We start from the raw sequence: 17,433 nt of genomic DNA on the forward strand, positions 1-17,433 counted from the left end.
GCGCGGCGCGCGCCCCCTAGGCTCGATCCCCCTTCTGGACGGGGGGCGCGATGGCTCTCAACCGTCGAGAGTGATCTCGACGCGCCGATTCTGGCGCCGCCCTTCCGCCGTGTCGTTGCCGGCCACGGGACGGCTGGCCCCGTAGCCGCGACTCTCGATCAGCTCGACGGAAACGCCCCTTGAGATCAAAAATTCGGCCACGCTGTCGGCACGCGACTGGGAGAGCGGCTCATTGATGGCATCGCTGCCGGTGCTGTCGGTATGGCCGGCGATCAGGATGCGTCGAATATCGCGACGCGCGCGCAGCCGGTCGGCCAGGCGCGTCAGCTCGCCCTGAGCGGCGGGACTCAGCGCGGCGCTGTTGACGGCGAAGAGGGCGTCGGCGCTTAGGGTGAAGTCCGGGGCATAGGGCTCCACGGATACGGTTATGTCGCCGATGAGATCCTCCAGGCTCGGCGCGGCCGGCGTCTCCACCGGACAGAGACTCTCCGGGTCGAGGCTGACGTCCCCGCTGTACGCCTCGGCCAGGGTCGATATCCGGTCGCTCGCCAGCCCCAGGGCCGGCATCAGGCGCCCCATGGCCGCCAGCGTACGAGCGTCGGCAATGGCGACATCATATTGCGCATTGACGTAGGCACGACTGGCCTCGAAGTATTCGTTTTCGCTGTCCAGCACGTCGAGCAGGGTGCGCTGCCCGATATCGAACTGCTGCTGGTAGGCACCGCGCACCCGGTCGATGGACTGGCGATGCTGGTTCAGATGGGTGAGCTGCTCGCGCAGGCGACGGGCGTCGTTATAGGCGATCTGGGTGGTCTGACGCAGATTGGTGCATGCCAGGTCACGCTGGCTGTGCGCCTGCGCCACCAGCTCGCCGGCGCGACGGAAGCTGGCCAGGTCGCTGCCGCCCCGATAGAGGTTCATGCTGGCCACCAGTTCGACGCTTTGACGATCGCGGCCCCCGACTCCGTCGTCGAGGTTGTTGGTGCCCGCGGTGGCCCGGAAATCGAGTCGCGGCTGGAAGGTCGAGCGAGTCCCGTCGCGCTCGGCGCGAGCCACGGCGATATTCTCGATGGCGGCGTGGAAGCCGGGGTTGCCCTCGTAGGCCAGGCGCACCGCCTGGCTGACCGAGGCCGGCAGCTTCGCTTCGAAGGAGGGGGCTCGGGCCAGGGTGTCGGCAGGGAGGACTCCCACCAGGCGCTGATAACGGGCGCTGACATCGTGGAGATTGGAGGCTTCGGTGATCAGGTTGGACTCGGCCAGGGCCAGGCGGCCGCTGATCTGCTCCAGGTCGACGCGCCGGCCGGCGCCCGCGATGACGCGCTGCTCGATCTGCTCGAAGACCTCCAGGTGCTTGGCATAGTTGTCTCGCGCCAGCTCCACCAGTTCGCGGCGACGCCGCACGTCCTGGTAGGCGCGAGTCACCTCCAGGGTGATCTCTTCGCCGGTATCCAGCAGCTCGTAATAGCGCGCTCGCTTGGTGCGATCGAGACGCGTCACCTCGTCACGAGTGGCGAAGCCGTCGTAGATCATCTGGGTCAGGGAGACTTCGGCGAAATCCGAGCCGAAACTGCCACGTCCATCGCCCTCGCGGCTCTCCCTGCCTAACCCGGCGCTGACATCGATACTGGGCAGGTAGCCGCCCCGGGCGATATCGACCTCATGCTCGGCCCCCAGGAAGTCATGATAGGCCGCCTGTACCTGGGGATTGGTGGAGAGCGCCCGCTGCGCCACCTCGCCTAGCTGTCCGCTCTCGGGTTGCGACCAGGCGGCCATGGGCAACAGCCCCATCACCAGCAACGAGCCCCGGGAAAGGGCACGCCTCCCCCATACGATTCCCCGGCGAGAATCGACCGGCAGTTTCATCAGGCTGTCTCCTAGAATTCCCTTCGCTCCGCAATCGGAGTCTTTATTGCTTTTAGTTATATGACGGAACGCAATAGCCCGCCTAAGGCCCGCAGAAGCCCTGGCCATGAACATGAGGGATCAAGCATCAAAACGCTACACAATGTAACAACACTTGGTCATGCGCAACACTCTTGTAAAAGAAAGCGAACCCCGGGGGATTCGCTTACCTCGCACAAGTGTCGGTATGACCGTTTTCGGCCGCCCCAGCCAGATCTTGAATGCTCCGGCGTCTTATTGGAGGAAAATGAGTACTCCGAGCCGATGGTCTGGCCCCGGGCGGTCGAGCGCAGGCACATCCCGGATCATCATCTAAGCCTCGGCCGGGGAGGCCGGCGCCTTCTGCCACTGCTGCAGTCCCAGCCCGCCGAGGATCAGCACCAGGCCGAGCAGGGTCGAGGGCAGGATGGGCTCGCCGACGATCACATGCAGGAGCACCAGCGACACCGGCGGCGACAGGAAGATCAGGTTCGAGACCTTGGCGGTGCGGGACACCGTGCCCACCGCCAGCTGCCAGAGCACGAAGGCGATGCCCATCTCGAACAGTCCGACGTAGACCCCGGCGGCCAGGCCGGTCACGCCATGCCATTCGAACCCCGGGCCCAGCAACAGCAGCAGGGTGAGCACCGGCACCCCGACCGAGAAGTTCTGCCACTGGGCGACCAGCGGCGCGCGGCGGTCACGCACGTTGAGCAGCCAGTACAGCGCCCACAGCAGGGTCGAGGCCAGCGCCAACCCCACCCCGAGGGGGTCGGCGAAGGCCACGTCGAACACCTGTCCGCGGGTGGCGATCACCCAGACGCCGCCATAGGCGATCAGCCCGGCCGCCACGTCCATCGGCGTGAGGCGCTGACCGAGGATGGGCACCGCCAGGAAGGCCATGGCGAGCGCCCAGGTGTAGTTCAGCGCCATGGCCTCCTGGCCGGGCAGGCGATCGTAGGCGGCGAACAGCACCAGGTAGTAGGCGACCGGGTTCATCAGTCCGGCCCAGGCGGCGGTTCGCCAGCCGCGGCTCAATGCTTCCCCGAGCTGGCCGCGGCGCACCACCAGGAGGCCGATCACGGCCCAGGAGACCAGGGAGGCGATCCACATCAGCTCCAGCGGGGTCATGTGGCCGAGCGCCACCTTGAAGGCGGTGGCCACGGTGGACCACAGGCCCACGGCGCCCAGGCCGTAGAGCATGGCGCGACGATCCGGTGTCATGGCAGCTCCTTGTAGTCAGCTTCGGGCCGCGAGCTTCGAACCTCGAGCCCGCAGCCCGCAGCCCGCAGCCCGCAGCCCGCAGCCCGCAGCCCGCAGCCCGCAGCCCGCAGCCCGCAGCCCGCAGCCCGCAGCCCGCAGCATTATCGATCGATATGGCCCAGATCCCGCCCCGGGTCGAGCCGGTCGCGCACGCGCTGCTTGAGCGTCTTGACGTCGGGAAAGCCGCCGTCGCGCTTGCGCTCCCAGAGGCTCTCGTCGTCGCAGAAGATCTCGAAGTAGCCTCCGTGGGAAGGCACCAGAGCGATTTCCTCCAGTTCCTCGCCGAAGGTGGAGAGCAGTTCCTGGGCGTACCAGGCGCTGCGCAGCAGCCACTGGCATTGGGTACAGTAGTGAATGCGAATACGTGACACGACGCCCTTCCTGTCGCAACAATGAAGGTCACCATCCTACCAGCGAGGAGCCCGCATGGCCGTACCCGAGATCAGCCAGACCCGCCTCTACGAGTGGCTGACCGGCGACGAGGACAGCCGCATGTGTCGCGACATCCCGGACGAGGCCTGCCGGGAGCAGCCGCGCAACTTCTTCCTGCACCTCGCCGCCTCGCTGGGCAACAAGCTCGCCGACGAGCTGGCCAGCGCCCGGCTGGTCCTGCCCTGGCTGCTCGGGGTGATCGGCGCACCGCTGTGGATGGTGGGCCTGCTGGTGCCGATCCGCGAGGCCGGCGCCCTGCTCCCCCAGCTGTTCGTGGCGGGGCTGATCCGCGGCCGCCCCGAGCGCAAGGGCGTCTGGGTGGTGGGCGGCGTGCTCCAGGCGCTGACCGCCGCCGCCCTGGCCCTGCTGGCGCTGTTCGGCGGCGGCACCATCGGCGGTGGGCTGGTGCTGGCCGTGCTGGTGGCCCTGTCGCTGGCGCGGGGCCTGTCCTCCATCGCCACCAAGGACGTGATGGGCAAGACCATCGCCAAGCGCCGGCGCGGCACCCTGATGGGCTGGAGCGGCAGCCTGGCCGGCGCCGCGACCCTGGCCGCCGGCGCGGTGCTGATGCTGTTCGAGGACCGCCCCGGCGAGCTCGCCCTGGCCGCGCTGCTGGGGGTGGCGGCCCTGGGCTGGGCCCTGAACGCCTTCTGCGCGTCGCGGATCGTCGAGACGCCCGGCGCCGTGGAGGGCGGCGAGAACGCCTGGTCGGCGATCCGCACCGGCCTGCGGCTGCTGCGCGAGGATCGCGCCTTCCTGCATTTCAACCTGGCCCGCGCCCTGCTGCTGTCCAGCGCCCTGGCCCTGCCCTACGTGGCCCTGCTCGGCCAGCAGCAGGCCGGTACCGAACTCGGCGGACTAGGGGCGCTGGTGATCGTCTCCGGGGTGGCCGGCATGCTGGCCAGCCCCATCTGGGGCCGGCGCGCCGACGCCTCGAGCCGCATCGTGATGCGCGATGCCGCCCTGGGGACGACCGTCGGCTGCCTGCTCGGCGCCCTCTTCGCCTGGTGGCCCGCGGCCTGGACCCAGACCGTATGGCCCTACGCGCTGGTCTATGCCTTGCTGGTGATCGTGCATGCCGGCGTCCGACTGGGCCGCAAGACCTATATCGTCGACCTGGCCGGGCAGGACGACCGGGCCCTCTACGTGGCCCTGTCCAACACCCTCACCGGGGTGCTGATGCTGGCCGTGGGGGGGCCGGTCGGTGCCCAGGCCCAGTGGCTCGGCGCCCCCGCCCTGCTGCTGGTGCTGGCCGCCACGGCGCTGGCCGCGGCGGCCAGCGCCCGACGGTTGCCCGAGGTCGAATAGCCGCTCGACGGCCGGTCGTTGAAATCCCGCGCCCGGCTGGCCATGATATTTCGCAAAGGGTACCGACGAGGGAACGGCGCCCGTACAGCCTCCGCTACCAGGAACGCCCTGATGAAACGACCCCCCATGATCAGCCCGGACCTCCTCGAACGCATGGTCGATGCCTCCGAGGATGGCATCGTCGTCGCCGAGCAGGAAGGCGACGAGAACATCCTGATCTACGTGAACCAGGGCTTCGAGCGCCTGACCGGCTACAGCGCCGACGAGATCCTCTACCGCGACTGCCGCTTCCTGCAGAACGAGGATCGCGACCAACCTGCCCTGGCGGTCATCCGCAAGGCGCTTCAGGAGCACCGCCCCTGCCGGGAGGTGCTGCGCAACTACAAGAAGGACGGCACCCTCTTCTACAATGAGCTGTCGATCACGCCGCTCTTCGACGAGGACGACAACCTCACCTACTTCATCGGCGTGCAGAAGGACGTCACCGAGCGCGTCGAGGCCCAGCAGGAACTCGAACGTCTCAAGGCCGAGCACGGCCTGTCCTGAGCCCGCTCCCCGGCCGATGACAAATCGGCCCTTTCGGGGCTTGCGCTCGGCCGCCTCCCGTCTTATATAGCCGTCAGGTGCCCGCCATGGGCACCGGGTGACCCTGCCCTGGGCAGGGTGGCGGACTGGATGCGCCGCGCCACGAGCGGCTCGGCCATGGGAGGATTTCGCATGCGCCCCGATACCCTGGACGACGACTTCTTCGACGAGGCGGACCACGACCCCGCCGTCAACGACGAGACCTATCAACGCGCCCGCCCGGCCAGCCGCGCCGAGCAGCTACGGGCCCGTCGCCGCCTGGAGACGCTGCTCGAGGATCGGCGCCTGAGGCGTGCCATCGAGGACGACTGGGACCTCGATGAAGAGGAGTGAGGCGCCCCTGGCCTTTCCTCCGCCCGGGCTCTATCATCTTGGGCCATTGGATGCTCCAATCCCGAACCTCCAACCTTAGTGAGATTCCATGGCGCAATACGTCTACACCATGAATCGGGTGGGCAAGGTCGTGCCCCCCAAGAAGCAGATTCTCAAGGACATCTCGCTGTCCTTCTTCCCGGGCGCCAAGATCGGCGTGCTGGGCCTGAACGGCGCGGGCAAGTCGACCCTGCTGCGCATCATGGCCGGCGTCGACACCGAGTTCGAGGGCGAGGCCCGGCCGATGCCGGACATCAACGTCGGCTACCTCCCCCAGGAACCGGAGCTCGACGACGCCAAGAACGTCCGCGAGACCGTGGAGGAGGCGCTGGGCGCCATCAAGGAAGCCCAGGAGAAGCTCGATGGCGTCTATGCCGCCTACGCCGAGCCGGACGCCGACTTCGACGCCCTGGCCGCCGAGCAGGCCCGGCTCGAGAACATCATCGAGGCCGCCGATGCCCACAACCTGGAGCGCAAGCTGGAGGTCGCCGCCGAGGCCCTGCGCCTGCCGCCCTGGGAGGCCCAGGTGGGCAACCTCTCCGGTGGCGAGCGTCGCCGCGTGGCGCTGTGCCGCCTGCTGCTCTCCAGCCCCGACATGCTGCTGCTGGACGAGCCCACCAACCACCTGGACGCCGAGTCCGTGGCCTGGCTGGAGCGCTTCCTGCACGACTACAGCGGCACCGTGGTGGCGATCACCCACGACCGCTACTTCCTGGACAACGTGGCCGGCTGGATCCTCGAGCTGGACCGCGGCGAAGGCATTCCCTTCGAGGGCAACTACTCCCAGTGGCTCGAGGCCAAGGAGAAGCGCCTGGAGCAGGAGGCCAAGCAGGAGGCCTCCCGCCAGAAGGCCATCAAGCACGAGCTCGAGTGGGTGCGTTCCAACGCCAAGGGTCGCCAGGCCAAGAGCAAGGCGCGCCTCAACCGCTTCGAGGAGATGCAGTCCGGCGACTTCCAGAAGCGCAACGAGACCAACGAGATCTACATTCCGCCCGGCCCGCGCCTGGGCGACAAGGTCATCGAGTTCCACGGCGTGTCCAAGGCCTTCGATGACAAGCTGCTCTACGAGAACCTGGACTTCGCGATCCCCCCCGGGGCCATCGTCGGCATCGTCGGCGGCAACGGCGCCGGCAAGTCGACGCTGTTCAAGCTGATCAACGGCACCGAACAGCCGGACCGTGGCGAAGTGGTGGTCGGCGAGACCGTCGACATCGCCTACGTGGAGCAGCTCCGCGACGCCCTGGACAACAAGCAGACGGTGTGGGAAGCGGTCTCCGACGGCCAGGACATCCTCAACATCAACGGCTACGAGGTGTCCTCCCGGGCCTACGTGGGACGCTTCAACTTCAAGGGCAACGACCAGCAGAAGCGCCTGTCGGACCTGTCCGGCGGCGAGCGGGGCCGCCTGCAGCTGGCCCAGACCCTCAAGCAGGGCGCCAACGTGCTGCTGCTGGACGAGCCGTCCAACGACCTGGACATCGAGACCCTGCGCGCCCTCGAGGAGGCCCTGCTGGCCTTCCCCGGCTGCGCCCTGGTGATCTCCCACGACCGCTGGTTCCTCGACCGCATCGCCACGCACATCCTGGCCTTCGAGGGGGATTCCCACGTGGAGTTCTTCGAGGGGAACTACACCGAGTACGAGGCGGATCACCGCAAGCGCGTGGGCGACGATACCCCGCACAGGATGAAGTACAAGCGCATCGACGCCTGACCGGCTTCGCCGGAGCTCTAAGATCGCCCGCTTCGCGGGCTGAAGCTTGAAGCTGGAAGAAGACCCCACAACCGCAAGGTTCGTGGGGTTTTCTTGTAGCTCGGCGCTTGTAGCTTGTAGCTGCCCGAAGGGCGCTAGTAGAGCTTGGGCTCGCCCTCTGGCCGGGTCTTGAAGCGGCGGTGCAGCCAGAGGTACTGCTCCGGGTGGCGGCGGATGGCGGCCTCGATGACGGCGTTGACCCGGGCGGCATCGGCGACCTCGTCGCCGGAGGGGAAGTCCTCCAGGGGTGGCAGGTACTCCAGGGTGTAGGTGCGATCGTCGGGATTGCGGTGGAAGATCAGCGGTATCACCGGGGCCCCGGTCATTCGCGCGATCTTGGCGGTGAGCTTGACCGTGGCCGCCTGGAGCCCGAAGAAGGGCGCGAAGACGCTGGCGTCGCGACCGAAATCCTGATCCGGGGAGTACCAGACGTTGTGGCCGGCCTTGAGCCGGCGCACCACCCCGCGCAGGTCGTGGCGATCGATGGTCCGGTCGAAGATCCGCGAGCGGGCCCGGGTCATGAAGCGCTCGAACAGCGGGTTGTCATGGGGGCGGTAGACCGCATCGGCGGGAAAAAACAGCGAGTGAAGGGCCCCGCCCAGGTCCAGGGTCGAGAAGTGGATGCCGATGATCAGCGCGCCCTTGCCTTGCGCCTGCACCCGGGCCATGTGCTCGCGGCCCTTGAAGACCACCCGATGGCGCAGGTGTTCGGGATCCCGGCACCATCCGGTGGCCGTCTCGAGGATGCCGATGCCGTTGGCGATGAAGGTCTCCTTGACGAGTCGACGTTGCCGCCGCTCGTCGAGCTCGGGGAAGCACAGTCGAATATTGGTCTCGGTGATGTGCCGGCGGCGCCCGGCGAAGCGCCAGGCCAGCAGGCCGATGCCCCGGCCCAGCCACAGCTTCGAGCGCCAGGGCAGCCAGGCGGCGACTCGCATGGCGCCGATGGCCAGCCAGGTCGGCCAGTAACGGGGATGGGCGAAGGCGGTCGGGGAGTCATCCTTGGACATGGTCGTCGGGAGGCGAGCTCGTCGGTGGCGCGCCTCGGATCTCTCGTCTGGGTTTAACGGGGGTCGGGGGCATTCCCGGGCGCCCCATGATACCGCCTGGGCACCCGGGGCAGCACCCCGGTGAGCAGGGTGTAGCTGATGGTATCGCAGTGACGGGCCACCTCGTCCACGGACAGGACCTCGCCATTGCTCGCCCGCCCCCAGAGCACCACCTCGCTGCCGATGCCGGCCTGCGGCAGGTCGGTGAGATCCACCGTGAGCATGTCCATGGAGACCTTGCCGGCGAGGGCCGTCCGATGCCCCTCGACCAGCACCGGGGTGCCGTCCACGGCATGACGGTCGTAGCCGTCGCCGTAGCCGCAGGCCACCACCCCGATGCGCGACGGCCGGGGAGTGACCCAGCGGCCGCCGTAGCCCACCGGCTCGCCCGCCGGAAGTTCACGCACGGCGATGATCTCGGAGCGCAGGGTCATGACCGGCGCCAGGCGCCGACTGGCGGCGTTGTCCCGCTCCAGGGGATCGCTGCCATAGAGCATGACCCCGGGACGGTTCCAGGCCCCATGGCTCTCCGGCCGCGCCAGGGTCGCCGGCGAGTTGGCCAGGCAGGTGGGAGCGCCGAGGCGCTCGGCAAGCTCGCTCAGCAGGGCCGACTGGCGCCGGAAGTAGGCGGTGTCCTCGGCATCGGCGGTGGCGAAATGGCTCATCAGATGCAGGTCGCAGGCGTGGGCCGGGGCCTCGGCCAGACGGCGCCAGGCCGCCTCCACCCGCTCGGGGGGGAAGCCCAGGCGATGCATGCCGGAGTCGACCTTGAGCCAGACCGGGATGGGCCGGCCGGGGCCCCGGGCCAGCAGGGCGTCCAGCTGCCAGTCGCTGTGGATCGCCATCCACAGGCCCAGCGCCTCCACGCGCTCGAGCTCGGCGGCCTCGAAGATACCCTCCAGCAGCACGATCGGCGCCGAGATGCCCCCTTCGCGCAGGCGCTCCGCCTCCTCGAGGCAGGCCACGGCATAGGCCGGCGCCAGCCCCTCCAGGGCCCGGGCACAGGGCACCAGGCCGTGCCCATAGGCGTCCGCCTTGAGCACCGCCACGGCGCGGCTGTCGGGGGCCAGCTCCATGGCCAGACGATAGTTGTGGCGCAGGGCGTCGAGGTCGATGTCGGCACGCAGGGGTCGGGCCATGAATCACTCCGGAGACGAAAGAGAAACACCCATTATTTTCCAAGAAAACGGCAATTTCTCGGCATTAATCTCCAAAAACATCAAAAATATCAGTCATAAAAACCAATTTATGGATTAAATCCAGAACAATCCTCAGCGCCATGTTTCACCGGCCAGAACGCAGAAAGCCAGGACGAGGTCCTGGCTTCCCGGGTCGTGGGGAGCGGCGATGACTACTCGAAGATCGCATCCAGGTCGAGCCCCTGCTTGTCCAGCATGCGGCGCAGCTTCTTCAGGGCCTCCACCTGGATCTGGCGGACCCGCTCGCGGGTCAGGCCGATCTCCTCGCCGACCTGCTCCAGGGTCGAGGCCTCGTGGCCGCGCAGGCCGAAGCGACGCACCACCACCTCGCACTGCTTCTCGGTGAGCTCGGCCAGCCACTCGTCGACGTGCTGCTTGACGTCACCGTCCACCAGGGTCGACTCGGGCCCCAGGTCGTTGTCGTCGGTGAGCGTCTCGATCAGCGGCTTGTCGCTCTCGTTGCCCACCGGATAGTCCACCGAGGACACCCGCTCGTTGAGCCCCATCATCTTCTTGACGGTTTCCACCGGCTTGTCGAGGTAGTCGGCGATCTCCTCGGCGGTGGCCTCGTGATCGAGCTTCTGGGTCAGCTCGCGGGCCGCGCGCAGGTAGATGTTGAGCTCCTTGACCACGTGGATGGGCAGGCGGATGGTGCGGGTCTGGTTCATCAGCGCCCGCTCGATGGTCTGGCGGATCCACCAGGTGGCGTAGGTGGAAAAGCGGAACCCCCGCTCGGGATCGAACTTCTCCACGGCCCGGATCAGGCCGAGATTGCCCTCCTCGATCAGGTCGAGCAGGGTCAGCCCCCGGTTCAGGTAGCGCCGCGCGATCTTGACCACCAGGCGAAGGTTGGACTCGATCATGCGGGCCCGGCCCGCCGGGTCGCCCTTCCGGGCCAGGCGGCCGTAGTAGACCTCTTCCTCGGGGGTCAGCAGCGGGGAAAAGCCGATCTCGTTCAGGTAGATCTGGGTGGCATCCAGGCTGTGATGGTAGTGGCGATCCTCGCGACTGAGGGCCTTCTCGAAGGCCTCCTCGTCCTCGGCATCGTTGCCGGTATCCAGCTCAACCTCTTCTTCTTCGTCCCCCGCATCCCTGGCCTCGGTGGTCGAGTCCAGGTCCACTTCTTGAAGATCCCGTTCAAGCATGCTCATCGATTGCTACCCCGTGGTTGCGATTGGGCATCGTGTCATGCCCGACACGATCGATGTCAGAGGTTGTTATTGTATGACGTTGCTGTGCTGTAACGAGCCTCGCAGTGCCCCACCCTTTCAACGCTTCGGCAGGTAGTCCAGCGGGTCCTGAGGCTGGCCATCCTTGCGCACCTCGAAATGCAGCCTGACGTCTTCGGCATCGCTGTCTCCCATGGTGGCGATCACCTCGCCGGCCTCGACCACGTCGTTTTCCTTCACCCGAAGGCTGTCGTTGTGGGCGTAGGCGCTGAGGAACTGGTCGTTATGCTTGAGCAGGATGAGGTTGCCGTAGCCCCTCACGCCGCTGCCGGCATAGACGACGATGCCCGGACCGGCCGCCTTGACAGGTTGCCCCTTTTGTCCGCCGATATCAATGCCGGCGGTGATGCTGCCGCCCTCGCCATAGGCACCGATCACGTCGCCGTCGACGGGCCACTGCCAGGGCACCTCGTCCACCGGCGTGTAGCGACGTCCCTCCGATGCACGGGTCTCCGGCTCGCCGGCCACCTGGGTGCCGGCATCGGCCTCGGGTACGGCCTCCTCGGCGGCCGGTTCCGCCTCCTCGGGCGCCTCGTCGCTCGCCTGCGCCGGCCGAGCCTCGGTCTCCGCCGATGGCGCCTCGTCGGCCGCCTCTCGGTCGCGACGCTCGGCCAGGTCCCGCTCGCTCAACTCGCCGTCGGCGCCGGGACTGTCATAGTCGTAGACCGGCCCGGGGCCCTCGACGTTCACGTTCGCCTCGGCATCGGCGACGGCCTCGGCTGGCTCGGGGCGCGTCTCGTCGGGCCCCTGGCCCGTCTCGCCGGCGTCATCGGGCAACAACCAGTCCAGGGAGCCATCCTCCTCGGCGCCGCCCCCCAGGCCGGTGGCCACGACCCCGCCGCTCGCCGCGGACGAGCCGGCCTCGGCCGGCCCGTCGCCGCCCAGCACCAGCCGCTGCCCGGGCTGGATGCGGTAGGGCGGGCCCAGCCGGTTGAGCCGGGCCAGGTCGCGATAGTCCATGTCATGGCGCCAGGCGATACCGTAGAGGGTATCGCCGGGCTCGACGGTATAGGTGGCGGGCACGGCGTCCGCCCGACCGACGGACAGGTCCTGGACCCTCACCGGCTGGGGCGTTTCCTGAGACGCCGCGCAGCCCGCCAGGCTCAGGGCCAGGCCGGAAATCAGCAATACCTTATGCATTGGAACCTTTCTCCTTGTCCTTGTGGCCTCCCATGCCCGGCGACGGGGCCGGGGCGCGATGGAGACGGCCGACGCCCCACACCAGGACGGCACCGGCCAGCATCAAGGCCAGCACGGCGACCAGCTGGGCGGGCTCCCCGGTGACCTGGGTGAACTCCCCCGGTGTCAGATAACGAAAGTCGAGGGGGATCATCTGGCCCTCGGGACCAAGCTGGTAGCGCACCAGCTCACGCCAGGGCCACAGCACCGGCAGCGAGCCGATGATGAAGCCCACCAGCAGTTGCAGGGTGGCGGTGTGGTAGCGGTCCAGCAACCAGCACAGCAGCCGCGAGAAGACGAACAGCCCGACCAGGCAACCGCCGCCGAACAGCGCGATCACCTCGAGGTCGAGGGAGCGCACCGCCTCCATCACCTTGCCATAGAGCCCCATGGCCAGCAGCAGGAAGCTGCCCGAGACGCCCGGCAGCAGCAGGGCGCTGATGGCGATGGCTCCCCCCACCACCAGCACCAGCTCGGGACTTCCCAGCCGGGTGACCCAGGGCATCAGCCCCGGCAGGAGATGGGCCAGCAGCAGCCCCCCGACCAGCGGCAGGACGTGCCAGATGCGCCAGTCGGCGGGGTGTCGACCGACCACCAGGACCGAGGCCGCCACCAGGCCGAAGAAGAAGCCGTCGAGCAGCAGCGGATGGTCGTCCATCAGCCACACCACCAGGTGGGCGACGCTGACCAGGCTGGCCGCGATGCCGGCCAGCAGCGGCAGCAGGAAGGCCAGGTTGAGGTGTGCCGCCAGGCCGGCCAGGCCGCCGCGGCGCCAGGCCCCCAGGGCGCTGGGGCCGAAACGGCGGATGGTATGCAGCAGCTCCTCGTAGATGCCGGTGACGAAGGCGATGGTGCCGCCGGAGACGCCGGGGACCGCATCGGCGGCTCCCATGCCGGCGCCCCTGAGCAAGAGGCCGAAGTGACGCTTCAAGAACTGACTCCTTTCAACGGATGACGCCTTCCAGCAGCGGCACGAAGCGCACCGGCTCGAGCCGCTGTGTCTCGTAGTGATCCCCCTGGCGACGCACCCGCGTCAGCCATTGGGTACCGTCCTTGCCCGCCACCGGGGCGATCATCACCCCGCCGTCGGACAGCTGGGCGAGCAGGGGCTCGGGCAGCGCCCCGGCACAGGCGGTCAGCAGGATGACCTCGAAGGGCGCCGCCTCCGGCCAGCCATGGCCGCCGTCGGCCAGCCGCAGCCGGGCATTGTGCACGCCGAGCAGGCGCAGCCGCTCCGCGGCGCGTCGGTGCAGGGCATTGATCCGCTCCACCGACCAGAGTTCCGTCACCACCCGGGCGAGCACCAGGGTCTGGTAGCCGGAGCCGGTGCCGATCTCCAGCACCCGGCCCGGCGCCTCCTGGCGCACCAGCTCGGTCATGCGTGCCACGATCCAGGGCTGGGACAGCGTCTGGCCATGACCGATGGGCAGGGAGGTGTCCTCGTAGGCGCGATGGGCCAGGGCCTCGTCGAGGAAGAGGTGCCGCGGCTCGGTCGCCATCACTTCCAGCACCCGACGGTCGGCGATGCCCTGACGGGCCAGGCGATCCACCATGCGGTCGCGGGTTCGCTGCGATGTCATGCCGACACCGCGAAGGTCAGGTGAGCGCATCCAGCCATTCCTGAACGTCGTCGCGCGCCGCGTGCCGGGTCAGGTCGGTCTGCAGCGGCGTGATGGACACGAAGCCGGCCTCCACGGCGGCGAAGTCGGTATCCGGGCCGTCGTCGGCGTTCTCGCCCACCGGCGCGATCCAGTAGCGCTTGCGGCCCCGCGGGTCGCGGACCTCCAGCGGCTCCGCCGCCGGCCCCCGGTAGCCCAGGCGGGTCACCCGGAAGCCTCGCAGCTCCTGCCAGGGCAGGTCCGGGACATTGACGTTCAGCAGGCTGCGCGGCGGCAGCGAGAGGCGGTCGGCGGCACCCACCAGGGTCGCCGCCACCCGGCCGGCGGTGTCGAAGTAGCGATGGCCCACCAGGGACATGGCGATGGCGGTCATCCCCAGGTTGCGCCCCTCCATGGCGGCGGCCACGGTGCCGGAATAGAGGACGTCGTCGCCGAGGTTGCCGCCATGGTTGATCCCCGAGATCACCAGGTCCGGCCGTTCCTCCCAGACGCCGTTGACCCCCAGGTAGACGCAATCCGCCGGGGTGCCGTCGACGCTGTAGAAGCCGTTGTCCAGGGTCGACAGCGCCAGGGGGCGCGTCAGGGTCAGGGAGTTGCTGGCCCCGCTCTTGTCGCGATCGGGGGCCACCACGCGCAGACGCGCGTGGGGAGTCAGGGCATCATGCAGGGCCCTGAGGCCAGGGGCATGGACCCCATCATCATTGGACAGCAGAAGTCGACGCATCGGCGGCTCCTCGCTCGGGCCCCTGCCGGGGCGGTTGATAACTCAGGCTGGGATGGTCGATCAGCTCGCGCAGCACCGCGGTGGCGAAGGCCCCCCGAGGCAGGGTGAAGGACAGCCAGAGCTCGTCCTCGCCGCGCTCCAGACGCGCGGCACCCAGCCGTACCCGCAGAGGGCGGCGCGCCGTGCGCACCCCGGCGCGCTCGAGGCCGGCGCAGAGTTCGGGATGCGCCTCGGCCAGGGCCTGTTCCCGGACCCGGGCCTCGCCCTGGGCCAAGGAGTCGCCCTGCCCCCAGAGCAGGCCGCTGGGATGGAGATCCAGGCGTTCGGCCCGCTCGCTCAGGGAGGCATCGACCGACTCGGCGACGAACTGGCTGCTCGAGCCGTCGAGGACGACCACCTCCCCCGGCAGGGGAGCGTCCCAGCAGCCCTCGGCGATGCGCCCGGCCAGCAGCTCGTTGAACAGGAAGCTGCGTGCCGAGGAGAGCAGCATGCCGTCACGGTCGTCGCGCTTGCGCCAGCCCCGGGCCAGCAGGCTCGCCGCGCGGTGCAGGTTGCGACCGTCGGGCCCGAAGCGCTGGGGGCCGAAGTAGTTGGCCACGCCGTGCCGGCACAACCAGTCCCAGCGTGCCTCGAGGCTCGGATCGGCGAGCGCCTCGCCGGTCAGGCGCAGGCGGAAGCGGTTGGCGCCATGGACCCCGCGCTTGAGCTTGCGCGGATGGCGGGTGATCTCCAGCAGGGTCAGGGGCGTGTCGGCGAGCCGGGCGTCGAGGTCCTCGGGCGCCTCGCGGCCGGGCAGGTGCACCGAGAACCATTGCCGGGTCACCGCCTTGCGATCCTTCATGCCGGCGTAGCCCAGGTCCCGGGGCGTCACCCCGCAGGCGCGGGCCAGCTGGCGGGCCGCCCGGTCGGTGGTCAGGTCACGCTTCTCGACCCACACCCAGAGATGCTCGCCCTGCCCCTCGGGGGCGAAACCCAGGCATTCCTCGACCCGGAAATCCTCGGGCGTGGCCCGGTAGTCGCCGGGACGAGGAGCGCCGAAGCGGGCGTCCAGCACCCGCGGCCATTTCGGTGGCCAGGCGATCGCCTCAGCCATGGGCGGCCTCCGGGGCGACCAGCAGGACCACGGCTTCGGCGGCGATGCCCTCGCCGCGACCGGTGAAGCCCAGCCGCTCGGTGGTCGTCGCCTTGACGTTGACCGCGCCGCTCGAGACGCCAAGGTCGGCGGCGAGATGCCCGGCCATGGCCGCGACATGGGGCGCCAGCTTCGGCGCCTGGGCCATGACGGTGGCATCCAGGTTGCCGACCCGATACCCGGCCTCGGTGACGACGGCCACCACCCGGCGCAGCAGGTCCCGGCTGTCGGCGCCGGCCCAGGCGGGATCGGTGTCGGGAAAATGACGACCGATGTCGCCCAGGGCGCAGGCCCCCAGCAGGGCATCGCAGACCGCGTGGAGCAGCACGTCGCCATCGGAATGCGCGACGAAGCCGTGGTCGAAGGGGATGGCGACGCCGCCGATCATCAGGTGGTCGCCCTCACCGAAGCGATGCACGTCGAAGCCGTGGCCGATTCGCATCATGCGTTGTCGTTCCTGTCCGGGGAGTGATCATCCCGAGCCGCCTGGGCGGCGAGAATCAGCTCGGCCAGGACCAGGTCCTCGGGATGGGTGATCTTGAGGTTGTCGCGGCGGCCGCTCACCAGGCGCGGCGAATGACCCAGCGCCTCCACCGCCGAGGCCTCGTCGGTGACGGCGACACCGCGCCGGGCGGCCTCGGCCAGGGCGTGGCGCAGCAGTCCGTAGCGAAACCCCTGGGGCGTCAGGGCATGCCAGAGGCCCTCACGGGGCTCGGTCGCCTTGACCCGGCCGGCGCCGTCGTCGCGCTTCATGGTGTCCGCCACCGGGGTCGCCAGCAACGCGCCCACCGGATCGGCGGCCACCGCCGCCCGCAGCCGGCGCAGGTCGTCGGCGGTCACGCAGGGGCGCGCCACGTCATGGACCAGCACCGCGTCGCCGTCGGCGGCGTCATTGGCGATGGCCGCCAGGGCATTGACCACCGAGTCGACGCGCTCGGCGCCGCCGGGCACCCGCCGCCAGTCGGCGAAGGGCACGTCGTCCGGGGCGAAGTGGGCGTCCTCGGCATCCAGGCACAGGCACAGTCGGGCATCCGGGAAGGCCTGGTGCAGCCGCGCCAGGGTGCGGGCCAGCACCGGGCGGCCGGCCAGGGGCAGGTACTGCTTGGGACGCTCCGCCCCCATGCGGCGCCCCTTGCCCGCGGCGGGCACCACCAGCCAGGGTCTCTCGTTCAAGGCGTCCGCCCTCCCCCGCCGGCGTCGACGGCGTCGGGCACCCAGAAGAACTGCTCGTCCCGGCGCACCATGCCGATGTCGCTGCGGGCCCGCTCCTCGATGGCATCCAGGCCGTTCTTGAGGTCGACCACCTCGGCGGCGAGGCGCGCGTTGCGCGCCCGCAGGGGGGCGTTCTCGGTCTCCAGGCGCGCCACGCGCTGGCGCACCTCGGCGAGCTCGCGCAGGCCGCCCTCGCCGAGCCACAGGCGATACTGCAGCAGCGCCTGAAGGGCGATGAGCACCATGGCCAACCACTTGAGCATGCGGGGGTCCGTCACCAGGGAATTCGATGGCGGCTAGTATGCCATCTTCCCCTCGCCCCCTCACCCATGAAACGGGGTCCGACCATTCCCCGATCACGCCGGAGAGTCGCGTAGGTAGGGTAAGCGAGCTTGCGAGCGCACCCGACAGACCAAGCCGACGGTGTCTCCGCCACGGCGGATGCGCCTTCGGCTTATCCGGCCTACAAGCTTGTCGACGGATCAGCCCCGCGCGATAC

Annotated in this window: 18 protein-coding genes; 4 read left to right on the forward strand and 14 right to left on the reverse strand. The window is 69.1% G+C overall.

Annotated elements, in window-relative coordinates; all coding sequences use genetic code 11:
• Window positions 1-57: 57 nt before the first annotated feature.
• The 3 genes from BEI_RS14195 to BEI_RS14210 form a co-directional block, all read right to left on the reverse strand.
• Window positions 58-1,863 (reverse strand): TolC family outer membrane protein, encoded by a 1,806-nt coding sequence (locus tag BEI_RS14195; RefSeq protein WP_097790132.1) that lies wholly within the window; start codon window positions 1,861-1,863, stop codon window positions 58-60.
• Between the two features lie 351 nt (window positions 1,864-2,214).
• On the reverse strand, window positions 2,215-3,105 hold the full coding sequence (locus BEI_RS14200) for a DMT family transporter (RefSeq protein WP_097790133.1): 891 nt from the start codon (window positions 3,103-3,105) through the stop codon (window positions 2,215-2,217).
• A 140-nt stretch (window positions 3,106-3,245) separates the two neighbouring features.
• On the reverse strand, window positions 3,246-3,515 hold the full coding sequence (locus BEI_RS14210; RefSeq protein WP_097790134.1) for an Rdx family protein: 270 nt from the start codon (window positions 3,513-3,515) through the stop codon (window positions 3,246-3,248).
• Window positions 3,516-3,570: 55 nt separating this feature from the next.
• Between BEI_RS14210 and BEI_RS14215 the strand changes: the two genes are divergently transcribed.
• From BEI_RS14215 to ettA, 4 genes are all read left to right on the forward strand, one after another.
• Window positions 3,571-4,884: an MFS transporter gene (locus tag BEI_RS14215; protein WP_097790135.1), complete on the forward strand. Its 1,314-nt coding sequence runs from the start codon at window positions 3,571-3,573 to the stop codon at window positions 4,882-4,884.
• A gap of 111 nt (window positions 4,885-4,995) precedes the next feature.
• Window positions 4,996-5,430 (forward strand): PAS domain S-box protein, encoded by a 435-nt coding sequence (locus BEI_RS14220; RefSeq protein WP_097790136.1) that lies wholly within the window; start codon window positions 4,996-4,998, stop codon window positions 5,428-5,430.
• A 171-nt stretch (window positions 5,431-5,601) separates the two neighbouring features.
• Window positions 5,602-5,802 carry a PA3496 family putative envelope integrity protein gene (locus BEI_RS14225; protein ID WP_097790137.1) on the forward strand — a complete coding sequence of 67 codons (201 nt, stop codon included), beginning with the start codon at window positions 5,602-5,604 and terminating at the stop codon, window positions 5,800-5,802.
• 88 nt (window positions 5,803-5,890) lie between these two features.
• Window positions 5,891-7,552, forward strand: a complete 1,662-nt coding sequence (gene ettA / locus BEI_RS14230; RefSeq protein ID WP_097790138.1) for an energy-dependent translational throttle protein EttA — start codon at window positions 5,891-5,893, stop codon at window positions 7,550-7,552.
• A 134-nt stretch (window positions 7,553-7,686) separates the two neighbouring features.
• On the opposite strand, the gene lpxL is transcribed toward ettA, so the two are convergent.
• The 11 genes from lpxL to ftsB form a co-directional block, all read right to left on the reverse strand.
• A complete protein-coding gene (lpxL, locus tag BEI_RS14235; protein WP_097790139.1) occupies window positions 7,687-8,601 on the reverse strand; it encodes an LpxL/LpxP family Kdo(2)-lipid IV(A) lauroyl/palmitoleoyl acyltransferase in 915 nt (304 codons plus the stop codon).
• A gap of 53 nt (window positions 8,602-8,654) precedes the next feature.
• Window positions 8,655-9,779, reverse strand: a complete 1,125-nt coding sequence (gene alr / locus BEI_RS14240) for an alanine racemase (RefSeq protein ID WP_097790140.1) — start codon at window positions 9,777-9,779, stop codon at window positions 8,655-8,657.
• Between the two features lie 212 nt (window positions 9,780-9,991).
• Window positions 9,992-10,990: an RNA polymerase sigma factor RpoS gene (gene rpoS / locus BEI_RS14245; protein ID WP_097790141.1), complete on the reverse strand. Its 999-nt coding sequence runs from the start codon at window positions 10,988-10,990 to the stop codon at window positions 9,992-9,994.
• A gap of 117 nt (window positions 10,991-11,107) precedes the next feature.
• A complete protein-coding gene (locus BEI_RS14250; protein WP_097790142.1) occupies window positions 11,108-12,208 on the reverse strand; it encodes a peptidoglycan DD-metalloendopeptidase family protein in 1,101 nt (366 codons plus the stop codon).
• A complete protein-coding gene (locus BEI_RS14255) occupies window positions 12,201-13,178 on the reverse strand; it encodes a DUF368 domain-containing protein (protein ID WP_097790143.1) in 978 nt (325 codons plus the stop codon). The genes BEI_RS14250 and BEI_RS14255 overlap by 8 nt, the downstream gene beginning before the upstream one ends.
• A 13-nt stretch (window positions 13,179-13,191) precedes the next feature.
• Window positions 13,192-13,857: a protein-L-isoaspartate(D-aspartate) O-methyltransferase gene (locus tag BEI_RS14260; RefSeq protein WP_097790144.1), complete on the reverse strand. Its 666-nt coding sequence runs from the start codon at window positions 13,855-13,857 to the stop codon at window positions 13,192-13,194.
• On the reverse strand, window positions 13,844-14,590 hold the full coding sequence (surE, locus tag BEI_RS14265; protein WP_097790145.1) for a 5'/3'-nucleotidase SurE: 747 nt from the start codon (window positions 14,588-14,590) through the stop codon (window positions 13,844-13,846). The genes BEI_RS14260 and surE overlap by 14 nt, the downstream gene beginning before the upstream one ends.
• A complete protein-coding gene (gene truD / locus BEI_RS14270; protein WP_097790146.1) occupies window positions 14,565-15,683 on the reverse strand; it encodes a tRNA pseudouridine(13) synthase TruD in 1,119 nt (372 codons plus the stop codon). Before truD ends, surE begins: the two co-directional genes overlap by 26 nt.
• A complete protein-coding gene (gene ispF, locus BEI_RS14275) occupies window positions 15,676-16,164 on the reverse strand; it encodes a 2-C-methyl-D-erythritol 2,4-cyclodiphosphate synthase (protein WP_097791099.1) in 489 nt (162 codons plus the stop codon). Before ispF ends, truD begins: the two co-directional genes overlap by 8 nt.
• Complete coding sequence (gene ispD / locus BEI_RS14280; protein ID WP_097790147.1) at window positions 16,164-16,895, reverse strand: 2-C-methyl-D-erythritol 4-phosphate cytidylyltransferase; 732 nt, start codon at window positions 16,893-16,895, stop codon at window positions 16,164-16,166. The genes ispF and ispD overlap by 1 nt, the downstream gene beginning before the upstream one ends.
• Window positions 16,892-17,197 (reverse strand): cell division protein FtsB, encoded by a 306-nt coding sequence (gene ftsB, locus BEI_RS14285; RefSeq protein WP_097790148.1) that lies wholly within the window; start codon window positions 17,195-17,197, stop codon window positions 16,892-16,894. Before ftsB ends, ispD begins: the two co-directional genes overlap by 4 nt.
• Between the last annotated feature and the right edge of the window lie 236 nt (window positions 17,198-17,433).

The organism is Halomonas beimenensis, assembly GCF_002549795.1.
Classification (GTDB): Bacteria; Pseudomonadota; Gammaproteobacteria; order Pseudomonadales; family Halomonadaceae; genus Halomonas; species Halomonas beimenensis.

What these genes read in the sequence shown, in the direction of transcription:
- BEI_RS14200 (WP_097790133.1), bottom strand. Translation starts at nt 3,105, where the DNA reads ATGACACCGGATCGTCGCGCCATGCTCTACGGCCTGGGCGCCGTGGGC.
- BEI_RS14250 (WP_097790142.1), bottom strand. Translation starts at nt 12,208, where the DNA reads ATGCATAAGGTATTGCTGATTTCCGGCCTGGCCCTGAGCCTGGCGGGC.
- BEI_RS14220 (WP_097790136.1), top strand. Translation starts at nt 4,996, where the DNA reads ATGAAACGACCCCCCATGATCAGCCCGGACCTCCTCGAACGCATGGTC.
- BEI_RS14215 (WP_097790135.1), top strand. Translation starts at nt 3,571, where the DNA reads ATGGCCGTACCCGAGATCAGCCAGACCCGCCTCTACGAGTGGCTGACC.
- lpxL (WP_097790139.1), bottom strand. Translation starts at nt 8,601, where the DNA reads ATGTCCAAGGATGACTCCCCGACCGCCTTCGCCCATCCCCGTTACTGG.
- BEI_RS14195 (WP_097790132.1), bottom strand. Translation starts at nt 1,863, where the DNA reads ATGAAACTGCCGGTCGATTCTCGCCGGGGAATCGTATGGGGGAGGCGT.
- truD (WP_097790146.1), bottom strand. Translation starts at nt 15,683, where the DNA reads ATGGCTGAGGCGATCGCCTGGCCACCGAAATGGCCGCGGGTGCTGGAC.
- ispF (WP_097791099.1), bottom strand. Translation starts at nt 16,164, where the DNA reads ATGCGAATCGGCCACGGCTTCGACGTGCATCGCTTCGGTGAGGGCGAC.
- ftsB (WP_097790148.1), bottom strand. Translation starts at nt 17,197, where the DNA reads ATGCTCAAGTGGTTGGCCATGGTGCTCATCGCCCTTCAGGCGCTGCTG.
- BEI_RS14260 (WP_097790144.1), bottom strand. Translation starts at nt 13,857, where the DNA reads ATGCGCTCACCTGACCTTCGCGGTGTCGGCATGACATCGCAGCGAACC.
- rpoS (WP_097790141.1), bottom strand. Translation starts at nt 10,990, where the DNA reads ATGAGCATGCTTGAACGGGATCTTCAAGAAGTGGACCTGGACTCGACC.
- surE (WP_097790145.1), bottom strand. Translation starts at nt 14,590, where the DNA reads ATGCGTCGACTTCTGCTGTCCAATGATGATGGGGTCCATGCCCCTGGC.
- BEI_RS14225 (WP_097790137.1), top strand. Translation starts at nt 5,602, where the DNA reads ATGCGCCCCGATACCCTGGACGACGACTTCTTCGACGAGGCGGACCAC.
- alr (WP_097790140.1), bottom strand. Translation starts at nt 9,779, where the DNA reads ATGGCCCGACCCCTGCGTGCCGACATCGACCTCGACGCCCTGCGCCAC.
- ettA (WP_097790138.1), top strand. Translation starts at nt 5,891, where the DNA reads ATGGCGCAATACGTCTACACCATGAATCGGGTGGGCAAGGTCGTGCCC.